This window comes from Bacillus sp. SRB_331, from assembly GCF_003264175.1.
GTDB classification, from domain to species: Bacteria; Bacillota; Bacilli; order Bacillales; family Bacillaceae_G; genus Bacillus_A; species Bacillus_A mycoides.
In genome coordinates, this window is record NZ_NADV01000043.1 from 177,429 (window position 1) to 191,079 (window position 13,651).

Here is a 13,651-nt window from a genome sequence, read left to right on the forward strand (position 1 = left end):
AATTTAATAAGACTTTATAAGAGCATCTGTTTAAAGGAGAGAATTTAATATGCAACAATTAATCACAGAAATCACAAAAGGCCAATTGAAAACTGACCTTCCTTCATTCCGTCCTGGAGACACTTTACGTGTACACGTAAAAGTAGTTGAGGGAACTCGTGAAAGAATTCAGCTTTTCGAAGGTGTTGTAATTAAACGTCGTGGTGGCGGAATCAGTGAAACATTCACAGTTCGTAAGATTTCTTACGGTGTAGGTGTTGAGCGTACATTCCCAGTTCACACGCCAAGAATCGCGAACATCGAAGTACTTCGCCGTGGTAAAGTACGTCGTGCTAAGTTATACTACTTACGTAACCTTCGCGGTAAAAAAGCACGTATTAAAGAAATTCGATAAGACATGTATGGGAGCTTGTAAATACACAAGCTCCCTTTTTCCAATCTATATGAAATTTTGGTATAATACGAGCAGCTTACATAACAGTGGAGGGGAAAGCATGAAGAAAGAGAAGAGCTCACTTTGGGAATGGATCAAAGCAATTTTGATTGCTGTTGTATTAGCGGGCGTAATTAGACAGTTTTTCTTTGCCCCAATTCTCGTAGACGGTGTATCGATGTCGCCGACTTTACATGACCGTGATCGAATGATTGTTAATAAAATTGGCTATCACATAGGTGATCCGAAACGCTTTGATATTATTGTATTCCGAGCGACGGAAGAAAAAGATTATATTAAGCGTATTATTGGCCTGCCAGGCGACGAAATCGAATACCGTAATGATAAACTATATGTTAACGGGAAACCTTATGAGGAGCCGTATTTAGATAAGCAGAAAAAACAACTTGCTGACGGACCGCTTACATATGATTTTACTCTTGAAGAAATGACAGGAAAGAAAACTGTTCCAGAAGGTCAATTATTTGTTTTAGGCGATAATCGTCGTTTTAGTAAAGATAGCCGTTCGATTGGTACAATTTCAATGGACCAAGTGATTGGTAAAGCAAATATGCTATATTGGCCGTTAAAAGATGCACGTATTGTGAAATAAAAGAAAAAGAAGGTGGCAACATGGTAATTCAATGGTTCCCAGGACATATGGCAAAGGCTAGACGCCAAGTAACAGAAAAATTAAAGTTAATTGATGTTGTAATTGAGCTTGTAGATGCTCGATTACCTTTATCTTCTCGTAATCCAATGATTGATGAAATTATTACACATAAACCAAGGCTTGTTGTTTTAAATAAAGCGGATATGGCGGATGATCGTCTTACAAAGCAGTGGATTGCATATTTTGATGAAAGAGGTCAAAAGGCAATTTCAATTAATGCGCAAGCTGGACAAGGTATGAAAGAAATTGCAGCAGCTTGTAAAGTTCTTGTCAAAGAAAAATTCGATAAAATGGTTGCTAAAGGCATTAGACCAAGAGCAATTCGTGCTTTAATTGTAGGTATTCCAAACGTTGGTAAATCTACACTAATTAATAAATTAGCGAAGAAGAATATAGCAAAAACAGGAGATCGTCCTGGTGTGACAACGGCCCAGCAGTGGATTAAAGTTGGGAAAGAAATGGAATTATTAGATACACCAGGTATTTTGTGGCCTAAATTTGAAGATGAATTAGTTGGTCTTCGTTTAGCGACGACTGGTGCAATTAAAGATTCTATATTAAATCTACAGGATGTAGCTATTTATGCGTTACGTTTTATGGAAAAACATTATCCAGAACGTTTAAAAGAGCGATATAATTTAAATGACATTCCAGAAGAAATTGTGGAGTTATTTGATGCAATTGGAAAAAATAGAGGTTGCTTAATGGGCGGCGGAATGATTGATTATGATAAAACATCTGAGCTTATACTTCGTGAGCTTCGTGGTGGAAGATTTGGAAAAATGACATTTGAAACACCAGAAGAGTTTGCAGAGCAGATAGAAGATGCGGAAAAAGTAGAAGAAGTATAAGACGTGCGTTTGTACGTCTTTTCTTTTTGGTTACGTTTAAAAGGAGTGTAAATAGATGCAAAAAATGACTATTCATGAAGCGGAATGTTTGCTGCAAGAAATTATGAATGAAGAAGACGAGCGTTTTCAAATGTTAGTGAAAGATGAGCGAAAAGGTGTTCAAAAACTAATTTTGAAGTGGTATAAACAAAAAGAGTTAGCGCAAAAAGAAAGAGAAAAATTTCTAGAAATGTCAAAGTACGAAAATGAGTTACGTGAAAAAGGGCTCACATACATTGCTGGCATTGATGAAGTGGGTCGTGGGCCGTTAGCAGGACCGGTTGTGACGGCGGCTGTCGTCCTTCCAGAAGATTTTTATATTCCAGGATTAAATGACTCGAAAAAATTAAGTGAAGCGAAACGTGAGCGTTTTTATGATGAAATTAAAGAGCATGCAATTGCGATTGGAGTTGGAATTATATCACCACAAGTTATTGATGAAATAAATATTTATCAAGCGACGAAGCAAGCGATGTTAGATGCCGTTGCTAATTTATCATGTACACCAGAATATTTATTAATCGATGCGATGAAGCTTCCTACATCAATTCCGCAAACATCAATCATTAAAGGTGATGCGAAAAGTGTCTCTATTTCAGCTGCATCTATTATTGCGAAAGTGACGAGAGATCGCATGATGAAAGAGTTAGGAGGAAAGTATCCTGCATATGGATTCGAACAACATATGGGATATGGGACGAAACAGCATTTAGAAGCGATTGAAGTACATGGAGTATTAGAGGAACATCGAAAATCATTCGCGCCAATTAAAGATATGATTCAAAAATAAGCTGTATATTCACAGCTTATTTTTTATTTTGGTATATAAACATTATTATTTTCGAAAAAGAATAAAGCGATTTCAGTTTTCTGACACTTTATTGTAGACAGCGTGCCAATCATCTTATACAATGGCAATGTAATGTTTTTTAAACATTAAAAAACTTTTCGAGTAAAACAGGAAAACAGGGGAGGATGGGACCATGAATATCCATGAGTACCAAGGTAAGGCAGTCCTTAGAAGCTATGGGGTTAGCGTTCCGAACGGGAAGGTTGCATTTACAGTAGAAGAAGCTGTAGAAGCAGCGAAAGAATTAGGAACGGAAGTATGTGTAGTTAAAGCGCAAATTCACGCTGGTGGACGCGGCAAAGCTGGCGGTGTAAAAGTTGCGAAAAATTTAGAAGAAGTTCGTACATATGCAGAAAGCATTTTAGGAACTACACTTGTGACGCATCAAACAGGTCCTGAAGGTAAGGAAGTAAAACGCTTACTTATCGAAGAAGGTTGCGATATTAAAAAAGAATATTATGTAGGTCTTGTATTAGATCGTGCAACTTCTCAAGTTGTTTTAATGGCATCTGAAGAAGGTGGAACAGAAATTGAAGAAGTAGCAGAAAAAACGCCTGAAAAAATCTTTAAAGAATATATTGATCCAGCAGTAGGTTTACAAGGTTTCCAAGCGCGTAGAATCGCGTTTAACATCAATATTCCAAAAGAACTTGTAGGACAAGCTGTGAAGTTTATGATGGGCTTATACAGTGCGTTTATCGAAAAAGATTGCTCTATCGCTGAGATTAATCCACTTGTTACAACAGGTGACGGTAAAGTTATGGCGTTAGATGCAAAATTAAACTTTGATTCTAATGCGTTATATCGCAATAAAGATATTTTAGAACTTCGTGATCTTGAAGAAGAAGATTCAAAAGAAATTGAAGCTTCTAAATATGACTTAAACTACATTCCTTTAGATGGAAATATCGGTTGTATGGTTAATGGTGCAGGTTTAGCAATGGCTACAATGGATATCATTAAACATTACCATGGTGACCCAGCTAACTTCTTAGATGTTGGTGGCGGCGCAACAGCTGAAAAAGTTACAGAAGCATTCAAAATTATCCTTTCTGACAAAAATGTAAAAGGTATCTTCGTTAACATTTTTGGTGGCATTATGAAGTGTGATGTTATCGCAGAAGGTGTTATTGAAGCGACGAAGCAGGTAGGCCTTGAGTTGCCTTTAGTTGTACGTCTTGAAGGTACAAACGTAGAGCTAGGAAAGAAAATTTTAAATGAGTCTGGTTTAAATATTGTTGCAGCAGAATCTATGGCAGACGGTGCACAAAAAATTGTTTCACTAGTGGGCTAATAGAAAGCGGGGGAGAAAAATGAGCGTATTAGTTAATAAAGATACAAAAGTTATTGTTCAAGGTATTACAGGTTCTCAAGGGTTATTCCATACAAAGCAAATGATTGAATACGGTACGAAAATTGTAGGTGGTGTAACACCAGGTAAAGGTGGCACTGATATTGAAGGCGTACCAGTATTTGATACAGTAGAAGATGCTGTGAAAGCAACAGGCGCAAACGCTTCAGTTGTATACGTTCCACCCGCTTTTGCGGCTGATGCAATTATGGAAGCTGTTGATGCAAAGATTGATTTAGTAGTATGTATTACTGAAGGAATCCCTGTATTAGATATGGTAAATGTAAAGAGATATATGGCGGGTAAACATACACGTTTACTTGGACCAAACTGCCCTGGTGTCATTACACCTGACGAATGTAAAATTGGTATTATGCCAGGATATATTCACAAAAAAGGTCATGTTGGTATCGTATCTCGCTCTGGTACATTAACGTATGAAGCTGTACATCAGTTAACGCAAGAAGGTATTGGCCAATCTACTGCTGTAGGTATCGGGGGAGACCCTGTTAACGGTACGGACTTTATTGATGCGTTAAAAGCATTTAATGAAGATGAAGAAACGCATGCTGTAATTATGATTGGTGAAATCGGCGGTACGGCAGAAGAAGAAGCAGCAGAATGGGTACAAGCTAATATGACAAAACCAGTTGTAGGCTTCATTGGTGGTCAAACAGCGCCTGAAGGCAAACGTATGGGTCATGCTGGGGCGATCATTTCTGGCGGCAAAGGAACTGCTGCTGAAAAGATTAAAACAATGGAAGCTTGTGGTATTAAAGTAGCGGAAACACCAGCTGTTATGGGTGAAACATTAATCTCTGTTTTAAAAGAAAAGGGATTATTTGAGACTTGTAAAAACTACTAATCTTTTTGAAAGACACCTTCTTATTAGAGGGTGTCTTTTTACACATTTTTTGTTTACATAATCAAAATTATGGGTAAGGAGAATTGAGATGAAAAGAGAACGTTTATTGCACCTTCATTACATGTTGGCGGATCATTGGAAGGCGATGGAGAGACTACTATATGTTGATCCGGAACTGAAGGGAATATACACTTTTAGTCCGAAACAATTTGAATATTACGCTGGAATATCCTCGAAAAAATCTTTAGAACTAGTAAATTTTCTTCAAATTTCAAATCTCCAACAATATGTATCCCAGTTAGAAAAAAAGAGAATATTTTATATAACAATATGGGATAAGGACTATCCACAATTATTGCGAGAAATACAAGATCCCCCTTTTGTTTTATACGGAAAAGGAGAAAGAGATTTTCTAAATAAAGTAAATAAATTAGCGATTGTTGGAACGAGAGAACCGTCTTTATATGGTAAGGAGAGTATGAAGTTTATTTTACAACCTTTACTTGAAAAAGAATGGCTTATTGTTAGTGGGTTTGCAAGAGGGATAGATACAATTGCTCATGAAGTTACAGTAAGGCAGCATTGCCCGACCATTGCAATATTAGGACACGGATTATCTTATATGTATCCAAAGGAGAATAGAGGTTTATATGACACGTGGAAAGATTATATATTGTTATTGACAGAGTATCCGCCCCATTATGTGCCGAAAAAATGGTATTTCCCAAAAAGAAATCGAATTATTAGCGGTATAAGTAAAGGTGTTTTAGTTGTAGAAGCAAAAACGAGAAGTGGATCCCTTATTACTGCAGACCTTGCGCTAGAACAAAATAGAGAGGTGTTTGCGCTTCCTGGACCTATATTTATAGAGAGTGCAGCAGGAACGAATCATCTAATTCAACAAGGCGCCAAGCTAGTAAGAAATGCGGAGGATATCCTTGAAGAAATTTTAAATTAACCATATATTTTTATGTTTTTATTAAACAATTATTGACAAATGGTAGATTGTCGCTGTATGGTATATTCATTCTTGATTGACAAAAACAAGAGAAATCAATAAGATTGATGAAGACTTGAATCCACCTCTTAAGGAGGCACTAGCATGTCAGATTACCTCGTAATCGTGGAGTCGCCTTCTAAGGCGAAGACCATTGAAAAATATTTAGGGAAAAAATACAAAGTCGTCGCGTCCATGGGACATGTCCGCGATTTACCTAAAAGCCAAATGGGGATAGAAGTAAAGAATAACTTCACTCCGAAGTATATTACCATTCGTGGTAAGGGTCCCGTTTTAAAAGATTTAAAATCAGCGGCAAAAAAAGCAAAGAAAGTCTATCTCGCGGCCGATCCGGATCGTGAAGGAGAAGCAATTGCTTGGCATTTAGCAAATACGTTAAATGTGGACGTTGAATCAGATTGCCGAGTTGTATTTAATGAGATTACAAAAGATGCAATAAAAGAATCATTTAAATATCCTCGTGCAATTAATATGGATTTAGTAGATGCACAACAGGCAAGGCGTATACTCGATCGTCTTGTTGGTTACAATATTAGTCCTTTATTATGGAAGAAAGTAAAAAAAGGATTAAGTGCAGGACGCGTACAATCTGTAGCAGTTCGTTTAATCATCGAACGTGAAAAAGAAATTCAAAGTTTTGAACCTGAAGAATTCTGGACAATTAAAACAGAATTTGTGAAAGGGAAAGACACATTTGAAGCAAGCTTTTACGGTGTAGATGGTGAAAAAGTTCAATTAACGAACGAAGCACAAGTGAACGAAATAATCGAAAAGATGAAAGACAATGCGTTTTCGGTTGAAAATGTAACGCGAAAAGAGCGAAAGCGTAACCCTGCATTACCGTTTACAACATCTTCCTTGCAACAAGAGGCAGCGCGTAAGTTAAATATGCGAGCAAAGAAAACAATGATGCTTGCACAGCAGCTGTATGAAGGGATAGATCTTGGAAAACAAGGGACTGTAGGTCTTATTACGTATATGAGAACTGATTCAACACGTATCTCAGAAACAGCTCAAACAGAGGCTCGTGATTACATTACTGAGGCGTTTGGTGCGGAATACATAGGAACAGAGAAGAGGAAAGAAACGAAAAAGTCGAAAGCACAAGATGCGCATGAGGCGATTCGTCCTACTTCGGTAATGAGAAAGCCAGAGGAACTAAAAAGTTTCTTAAGTCGTGATCAACTCCGTTTGTATAAACTGATTTGGGAGCGATTTGTTGCAAGTCAAATGGCATCTGCTATAATGGATACTGTTACAGCGAAACTCATTAATAACAATGTTCAGTTCCGTGCAAGTGGATCAGTTGTAAAGTTCCCAGGATTTATGAAAGTGTACGTAGAGTCGAAAGATGATGGTGCGGAAGAAAAGGATAAGATGTTGCCACCGTTAGAAGTAGGTGAAACTGTATTTTCAAAAGATATAGAACCAAAGCAACATTACACACAGCCTCCGCCGCGTTACACAGAGGCTCGTCTAGTAAGAACACTTGAAGAGCTTGGAATTGGGAGACCGTCTACTTATGTACCGACACTTGAAACAATCCAAAAACGAGGATACGTTGCTTTAGATAATAAACGCTTCGTTCCGACTGAGCTTGGTGGAATAGTAATCGAACTTATTTTAGAGTTTTTCCCAGAAATTATTAACATTGAATTTACTGCCAATATGGAGCAAAGCCTTGATGAAGTAGAAGAAGGAAATGCAAATTGGGTGAAAATTGTTGATGATTTCTACGTAGGATTTGAACCGCGCTTAGAAAAAGCGGAAAAAGAAATGCGTGAAGTGGAAATTAAAGATGAACCAGCTGGGGAAGACTGTGAATTATGTAGTCACCCGATGGTCTTTAAAATGGGTAAATATGGGAAGTTTATGGCTTGTTCAAATTTCCCGGAATGTCGTAATACAAAACCGATTGTAAAAGAAATCGGTGTTACTTGTCCGAAGTGTGATAAAGGGCAAATTATTGAACGCCGTAGTAATAAAAAGAAACGCCTTTTCTACGGATGCGGTACGTATCCAGAATGTGACTTTGTATCTTGGGATAAGCCGATTGGTCGTAAATGTCCGAAGTGTGAAGGTATGCTCGTAGAGAAAAAGTTAAAAAAAGGCGTGCAAGTACAATGTATTTCGTGTGATTATGAAGAAGAACAACAAATGTGAGCGTAACTGCTCACATTTTTTTCGGGAAGAAAAGGAAAGGTGATATATATGACAACACAAGTAGTAAACGTCATTGGCGCAGGTCTTGCAGGAAGCGAAGCAGCTTACCAAATTGCAAAGCGTGGTGTCCAAGTAAAATTATATGAAATGAGACCAGTAAGGCAAACACCAGCTCATCATACAGATAAATTTGCTGAATTAGTATGTAGTAACTCACTTCGCGCAAACACATTGACAAATGCTGTTGGTGTTATTAAAGAAGAAATGCGTCTAATGGATTCTGTCATTATTCGTGCAGCTGATGAGTGCTCTGTACCAGCAGGAGGTGCCTTAGCTGTAGACCGTCATGAATTCGCGGCGAAAGTGACTGAATATGTGAAAAATCATCCGAACGTAACTGTAATGAATGAGGAAATCACTGAAATTCCAGAGGGACCAACTGTTATTGCGACAGGTCCACTTACGTCTCCGGATCTTTCTGCACAATTAAAAAAACTAACAGGTGAAGATTATTTTTATTTCTATGATGCTGCAGCGCCAATCGTTGAGAAAGACAGCATTGACATGAATAAAGTATATTTAAAATCCCGTTATGATAAAGGTGAAGCGGCATATTTAAACTGTCCAATGACAGAAGAAGAGTTTGATCGTTTTTATGAGGCTTTAATTGCTGCTGAGACAGTGCCTTTAAAAGAATTTGAAAAAGAAATTTTCTTTGAAGGTTGTATGCCAGTAGAAGTTATGGCAAGTAGAGGAAGACAGACGTTAGTATTTGGACCGATGAAGCCTGTTGGGTTAGAAGATCCGAAAACAGGGAAAACACCGTATGCGGTTGTTCAGTTACGTCAAGATGATGCAGCAGGAACATTATATAATATTGTAGGTTTCCAAACACATTTAAAGTGGGGGCCACAAAAAGAAGTGTTACAGCTAATTCCAGGACTAGAAAACGCAGAGATTGTACGTTATGGTGTAATGCATCGTAATACGTTTATTAATTCGCCTAATTTACTTCGTCCAACATATCAATATAAACAACGTGATGATTTATTCTTCGCTGGTCAAATGACTGGTGTAGAGGGTTATGTTGAATCAGCAGCATCAGGATTATTAGCGGGTATTAACGCTGCTCGACTTGTACAAGGTGAAGAGCCAGTTGTATTACCACCTGTAACTGCAATGGGAAGTATGGCAAATTATATTACTGCGACAAATGCGAAAAACTTCCAGCCAATGAATGCAAACTTTGGTTTATTTACACCGTTAGAGAAGAAAATTAAAAAGAAACAAGAGCGAAATGAAGCATATGCTACACGTGCTTTGGAAACAATTCAAAATTTTGTAAATATTTAATTAAATTTCTTGCAAAGGCTACTAAGTTGTGATACGATTTAGTAGCCTTTATTGAGGTGAATTATATGGATGTGAATGTGAAGAAATTGTTACAATTATTCGTTGGATATTTACAAATTGAAAGAAATTATTCAAAATATACAATTGCAAGTTATCAAAATGATTTAGAACATTTTGTGCAATTTATGGAGCGAGAAGGCATATCCTCTTTTTTAGATGTTACATACGCGGATGTTCGTTTATACTTGACGACGTTGCACGATCAGAAGTTAGCCCGTAAATCTGTCGCAAGGAAAGTATCAAGCTTACGAAGTTTATATCGTTTTTTGATGCGTGAAGGTTATCAAAAAGATAATCCGTTTGCACTTGCGTCACTTCCCAAGAAAGAATTGTCAATCCCAAAGTTTTTATATGCTGAAGAGTTAGAGGAATTGTTTGAAGTTTCTGATACAGGGGCGCCATTAGGTCAAAGGAATCAAGCTTTATTAGAGTTGATGTATGCAACTGGGATTCGTGTAAGCGAATGCGTTAATTTGCAACTTACCGACATTGACTTTGCAGTGGGAACAATTTTAGTGATGGGAAAAGGGAAAAAACAAAGATATATTCCGTTCGGAAGCTATGCACAAGATGCTTTAATTACTTATATAGAGAACGGGAGAAAACAGTTAGCTCAAAAGACTGAAGAACAATCTCATATGGTATTTTTAAATGCGAAAGGTAAGCCGTTAACAGATCAGGGTGTACGTTATGTTTTGAACGAACTCATTAAGAAAGCTTCACTTACAATGCGGATAAGTCCCCATATGTTAAGGCATACATTTGCTACACATATGTTAGATGAAGGAGCGGATTTACGTACTGTGCAGGAGCTATTAGGTCATGAGAATTTGTCAACCACACAAATTTATACGCATGTCTCTAAAGAAAGATTGCGTTCTGTGTACATGAAGCATCACCCGCGGGCATAAATTGCTTTTAAGGCTATAAAAACATATAAAGGAGTTTTTTCTATGGGAAATTTCCACGCTACAACGATATTTGCAGTTCATCATAATGGAGAATGTGCAATGGCTGGAGATGGTCAGGTAACGATGGGGAATGCTGTTGTAATGAAACATACAGCTCGCAAAGTTCGCAAACTTTTCCAAGGGAAAGTTTTAGCTGGTTTTGCAGGATCAGTTGCTGATGCATTTACTCTTTTTGAAATGTTTGAAGGGAAATTAGAAGAGTATAATGGCAACTTGCAGCGTGCTGCAGTTGAGATGGCGAAACAATGGCGTGGTGATAAAATGCTACGTCAGCTAGAAGCAATGCTCATTGTCATGGATAAAACAACGATGCTCCTTGTTTCAGGTACAGGAGAAGTGATTGAACCAGATGATGGTATTTTAGCAATTGGTTCAGGCGGACATTATGCACTTGCTGCTGGTCGTGCTTTAAAGCAACATGCAAGTGAACATTTAACAGCGAAACAAATTGCGAAGGCCAGTTTAGAAATTGCAGGCGATATTTGTGTTTATACGAACCACAACATAATTGTTGAAGAATTGTAGAATCGTAAGGGAGGCATTTTATATGCATTTACATTTTACTCCGCGTCAAATTGTGGAAAAATTAGATCAATACATCATCGGTCAAAAAGATGCAAAGAAAGCGGTTGCTGTAGCTCTACGAAATCGATACCGTCGCAGTAAATTAGTTGAAAATTTACGTGATGAAATTGCACCTAAAAACATTTTAATGATTGGACCGACAGGTGTTGGTAAAACAGAGGTAGCACGGCGAATGGCGAAACTCGTTGGAGCACCTTTTATTAAGGTTGAAGCGACGAAATTTACAGAAGTTGGATATGTGGGTCGAGATGTAGAGTCGATGGTCCGTGACCTTGTTGAAACGTCTGTTCGTATTGTGAAAGAGGAAATGGTAGTTAAAGTTCAAGATAAAGCAGAAGAGCAAGCGAATCAACGTCTTGTTGAAATTTTAGTGCCGAGTCCGGAGAAGCAATCTGGATTTAAAAATCCATTAGAAATGCTTTTTGGTGGTAATCAAAATTCAAACCAAACATCTGATGCGCAGGAAGATGATGAAATCGAAAAGAAACGTCAAGATGTGGAAAGAAAGCTTGCGGCAGGCCTTCTTGAAGATGAAGTGATATCGATCGAAGTGACGGAACAACAGTCTTCTATGTTTGATATGTTGCAAGGAACTGGCATGGAGCAAATGGGAATGAATTTCCAAGATGCACTAGGAAGTATCATGCCGAAAAAAACGAAAAAACGTAAACTTTCTGTAAAAGAAGCAAGAAAACTCTTGACAAATGAAGAGGCACAGCGCTTAATTGATATGGATGAAGTTACACAAGAGGCTGTTTATCGTGCTGAACAGCTCGGGATTATTTTTATCGATGAAATTGACAAAATTGCTGGTAAGCAGTCGAATAGCGTAGATGTATCGCGTGAAGGTGTGCAACGTGACATTTTACCGATTGTAGAAGGATCGAATGTAGCAACGAAATACGGATCAGTAAAAACGGATTATATTTTATTTGTTGCAGCTGGAGCGTTCCATATGTCTAAACCGTCGGATTTAATTCCGGAATTGCAAGGGAGATTTCCGATTCGAGTAGAATTAACAAAATTATCGGCGGATGATTTTGTTAAAATATTAATCGAGCCTGACAATGCGCTAATTAAACAGTACACGGCGTTATTAGCGACTGAAGGTATAGAAATTGAATTTTCAGACGAAGCTATTCGTAAGATTGCTGAGATTGCTTATCAAGTTAATCAGGATACAGATAATATTGGAGCGAGAAGACTTCATACTGTTATGGAGAAGCTCCTTGAAGATTTATCGTTTGAGGCATCTGAAATTACGTTAGAGAAAATAACGATAACACCTCAATATGTTGAGGGAAAATTAGCGACAATAGCTAAAAATAAAGATGTGAGCCAGTTTATTTTGTAATAGTGTCATCAGGTGACTCGCCCTAGTTTCCAAGTGATGAAAAAATATGTAAGTAACATGTAGGAGGAAATTTTGAAATGGAATTATTAGCAAAAACGAGAAAATTAAATGCGTTATTACAGAGCGCAGCAGGAAAGCCTGTAAACTTTAGAGAGATGTCTGACACAATGTGTGAAGTAATTGAAGCGAACGTGTTCGTTGTAAGTCGTCGCGGTAAATTATTAGGATATGCGATTCACCAACAAATCGAAAACGAACGTATGAAGCACATGCTTGCAGAGCGTCAATTCCCAGAAGAGTATACGCAAAGTTTATTCAATGTTACAGAAACATCTTCAAATTTAGGTGTGGATAGTGACTACACAGCATTCCCAGTAGAAAATAGAGAATTATTCGGTCAAGGTTTAACTACAATCGTACCAATCGTTGGTGGCGGTGAGCGTCTAGGTACACTAGTATTAGCTCGTCTTGGTCAAGAGTTCTTAGACGATGATTTAATTCTTGCTGAATACAGCTCAACTGTTGTAGGTATGGAAATCTTACGTGAAAAAGCAGAAGAAATCGAAGAGGAAGCACGTAGTAAAGCTGTTGTTCAAATGGCGATTAGCTCATTATCTTACAGTGAGTTAGAAGCAATCGAGCATATCTTCGAAGAATTAAATGGAACAGAAGGTTTACTTGTTGCAAGTAAAATTGCTGATCGCGTAGGAATTACTCGTTCGGTAATCGTAAATGCACTACGTAAATTAGAAAGTGCTGGTGTTATTGAGTCTCGCTCTTTAGGTATGAAAGGAACATACATTAAAGTGCTAAACGACAAGTTTCTACAGGAACTTGCTAAATTAAAAACAAACTAATTTATAAAAAAACTCTCCTCGCTTGAGGAGAGTTTTTTGTTTTTTTAAGTGAATGATTTCGCTTACGTAAGGCGTCATGACAACATTCATTAGAAAACTATTAATTAACCTTCAATTCCTTGCTTAAAGGAATTGAAGGTTGGTAATACTAGGGTTTGAGCGTGAAAAAAAGAAAGTTTTACATTGTTCGCATTTTCGACTTGATTGTAATATTTCAGTATGATATAG

13 protein-coding genes are annotated in these 13,651 nt (G+C 37.6%); all 13 read left to right on the forward strand.

The window, feature by feature from the left end; all coding sequences use genetic code 11:
* Positions 1 to 49: 49 nt before the first annotated feature.
* The 13 genes from rplS to codY all read left to right on the forward strand — a co-directional run bounded on the left by rplS (position 50) and on the right by codY (position 13,423).
* Positions 50 to 394, forward strand: a complete 345-nt coding sequence (gene rplS / locus B5P42_RS25400; RefSeq protein WP_002014524.1) for a 50S ribosomal protein L19 — start codon at positions 50 to 52, stop codon at positions 392 to 394.
* Between the two features lie 100 nt (positions 395 to 494).
* On the forward strand, positions 495 to 1,046 hold the full coding sequence (gene lepB / locus B5P42_RS25405) for a signal peptidase I (RefSeq protein ID WP_002066791.1): 552 nt from the start codon (positions 495 to 497) through the stop codon (positions 1,044 to 1,046).
* Positions 1,047 to 1,066: 20 nt separating this feature from the next.
* Positions 1,067 to 1,957: a ribosome biogenesis GTPase YlqF gene (ylqF, locus tag B5P42_RS25410; protein ID WP_113735509.1), complete on the forward strand. Its 891-nt coding sequence runs from the start codon at positions 1,067 to 1,069 to the stop codon at positions 1,955 to 1,957.
* Positions 1,958 to 2,012: 55 nt separating this feature from the next.
* The gene (locus B5P42_RS25415; protein WP_002014527.1) at positions 2,013 to 2,786 is read left to right on the forward strand and encodes a ribonuclease HII; all 774 of its coding nucleotides are present in this window, start codon (positions 2,013 to 2,015) and stop codon (positions 2,784 to 2,786) included.
* A 193-nt stretch (positions 2,787 to 2,979) separates the two neighbouring features.
* A complete protein-coding gene (gene sucC / locus B5P42_RS25420) occupies positions 2,980 to 4,140 on the forward strand; it encodes an ADP-forming succinate--CoA ligase subunit beta (RefSeq protein ID WP_002014529.1) in 1,161 nt (386 codons plus the stop codon).
* 19 nt (positions 4,141 to 4,159) lie between these two features.
* A complete protein-coding gene (sucD, locus tag B5P42_RS25425; RefSeq protein WP_000115186.1) occupies positions 4,160 to 5,062 on the forward strand; it encodes a succinate--CoA ligase subunit alpha in 903 nt (300 codons plus the stop codon).
* Between the two features lie 88 nt (positions 5,063 to 5,150).
* Positions 5,151 to 6,020 carry a DNA-processing protein DprA gene (gene dprA, locus B5P42_RS25430; RefSeq protein WP_002014531.1) on the forward strand — a complete coding sequence of 290 codons (870 nt, stop codon included), beginning with the start codon at positions 5,151 to 5,153 and terminating at the stop codon, positions 6,018 to 6,020.
* Positions 6,021 to 6,164: 144 nt separating this feature from the next.
* The gene (topA, locus tag B5P42_RS25435; protein ID WP_002088184.1) at positions 6,165 to 8,243 is read left to right on the forward strand and encodes a type I DNA topoisomerase; all 2,079 of its coding nucleotides are present in this window, start codon (positions 6,165 to 6,167) and stop codon (positions 8,241 to 8,243) included.
* Positions 8,244 to 8,291: 48 nt separating this feature from the next.
* Positions 8,292 to 9,596, forward strand: a complete 1,305-nt coding sequence (trmFO, locus tag B5P42_RS25440) for an FADH(2)-oxidizing methylenetetrahydrofolate--tRNA-(uracil(54)-C(5))-methyltransferase TrmFO (protein WP_002066796.1) — start codon at positions 8,292 to 8,294, stop codon at positions 9,594 to 9,596.
* Positions 9,597 to 9,667: 71 nt separating this feature from the next.
* On the forward strand, positions 9,668 to 10,567 hold the full coding sequence (xerC, locus tag B5P42_RS25445) for a tyrosine recombinase XerC (RefSeq protein WP_078175468.1): 900 nt from the start codon (positions 9,668 to 9,670) through the stop codon (positions 10,565 to 10,567).
* A gap of 42 nt (positions 10,568 to 10,609) precedes the next feature.
* The gene (gene hslV / locus B5P42_RS25450; RefSeq protein ID WP_002014538.1) at positions 10,610 to 11,152 is read left to right on the forward strand and encodes an ATP-dependent protease proteolytic subunit HslV; all 543 of its coding nucleotides are present in this window, start codon (positions 10,610 to 10,612) and stop codon (positions 11,150 to 11,152) included.
* Positions 11,153 to 11,174: 22 nt separating this feature from the next.
* Positions 11,175 to 12,566 carry an ATP-dependent protease ATPase subunit HslU gene (hslU, locus tag B5P42_RS25455; RefSeq protein ID WP_113735510.1) on the forward strand — a complete coding sequence of 464 codons (1,392 nt, stop codon included), beginning with the start codon at positions 11,175 to 11,177 and terminating at the stop codon, positions 12,564 to 12,566.
* 77 nt (positions 12,567 to 12,643) lie between these two features.
* Entirely contained in the window at positions 12,644 to 13,423 is a 780-nt protein-coding gene (gene codY, locus B5P42_RS25460; protein ID WP_002014541.1) for a GTP-sensing pleiotropic transcriptional regulator CodY, read from the forward strand.
* Positions 13,424 to 13,651: the final 228 nt, after the last annotated feature.

What these genes read in the sequence shown, in the direction of transcription:
- rplS (WP_002014524.1), top strand. Translation starts at nt 50, where the DNA reads ATGCAACAATTAATCACAGAAATCACAAAAGGCCAATTGAAAACTGAC.
- lepB (WP_002066791.1), top strand. Translation starts at nt 495, where the DNA reads ATGAAGAAAGAGAAGAGCTCACTTTGGGAATGGATCAAAGCAATTTTG.
- ylqF (WP_113735509.1), top strand. Translation starts at nt 1,067, where the DNA reads ATGGTAATTCAATGGTTCCCAGGACATATGGCAAAGGCTAGACGCCAA.
- B5P42_RS25415 (WP_002014527.1), top strand. Translation starts at nt 2,013, where the DNA reads ATGCAAAAAATGACTATTCATGAAGCGGAATGTTTGCTGCAAGAAATT.
- sucC (WP_002014529.1), top strand. Translation starts at nt 2,980, where the DNA reads ATGAATATCCATGAGTACCAAGGTAAGGCAGTCCTTAGAAGCTATGGG.
- sucD (WP_000115186.1), top strand. Translation starts at nt 4,160, where the DNA reads ATGAGCGTATTAGTTAATAAAGATACAAAAGTTATTGTTCAAGGTATT.
- dprA (WP_002014531.1), top strand. Translation starts at nt 5,151, where the DNA reads ATGAAAAGAGAACGTTTATTGCACCTTCATTACATGTTGGCGGATCAT.
- topA (WP_002088184.1), top strand. Translation starts at nt 6,165, where the DNA reads ATGTCAGATTACCTCGTAATCGTGGAGTCGCCTTCTAAGGCGAAGACC.
- trmFO (WP_002066796.1), top strand. Translation starts at nt 8,292, where the DNA reads ATGACAACACAAGTAGTAAACGTCATTGGCGCAGGTCTTGCAGGAAGC.
- hslV (WP_002014538.1), top strand. Translation starts at nt 10,610, where the DNA reads ATGGGAAATTTCCACGCTACAACGATATTTGCAGTTCATCATAATGGA.
- hslU (WP_113735510.1), top strand. Translation starts at nt 11,175, where the DNA reads ATGCATTTACATTTTACTCCGCGTCAAATTGTGGAAAAATTAGATCAA.
- codY (WP_002014541.1), top strand. Translation starts at nt 12,644, where the DNA reads ATGGAATTATTAGCAAAAACGAGAAAATTAAATGCGTTATTACAGAGC.